Genomic DNA, 205 nt, shown 5'->3' with positions numbered 1-205 from the left:
CTAATGTAGTCAGGGGACATCCCGCGCCTAGCCAAGCTACGCGATTTCTCTAGCATGTGCTCAGTTGCGTTCGGGCTGACCCACACCTTCGCTCCCCCGCGTTCAACTCAAAGGACTTGGGAATCCCCCACTACCCGGCATAACCGGCTGCGTCCCTTTTACATCATCCCATGCACAGCCATCGTTATGACTCAGGACGGATTGG

The sequence above is a fragment of the Saccharomonospora iraqiensis subsp. paurometabolica YIM 90007 genome (assembly GCF_000231035.2).
Taxonomy (GTDB): Bacteria; Actinomycetota; Actinomycetes; order Mycobacteriales; family Pseudonocardiaceae; genus Saccharomonospora; species Saccharomonospora paurometabolica.
Note: the sequence above shows the minus strand (reverse complement) of the source record.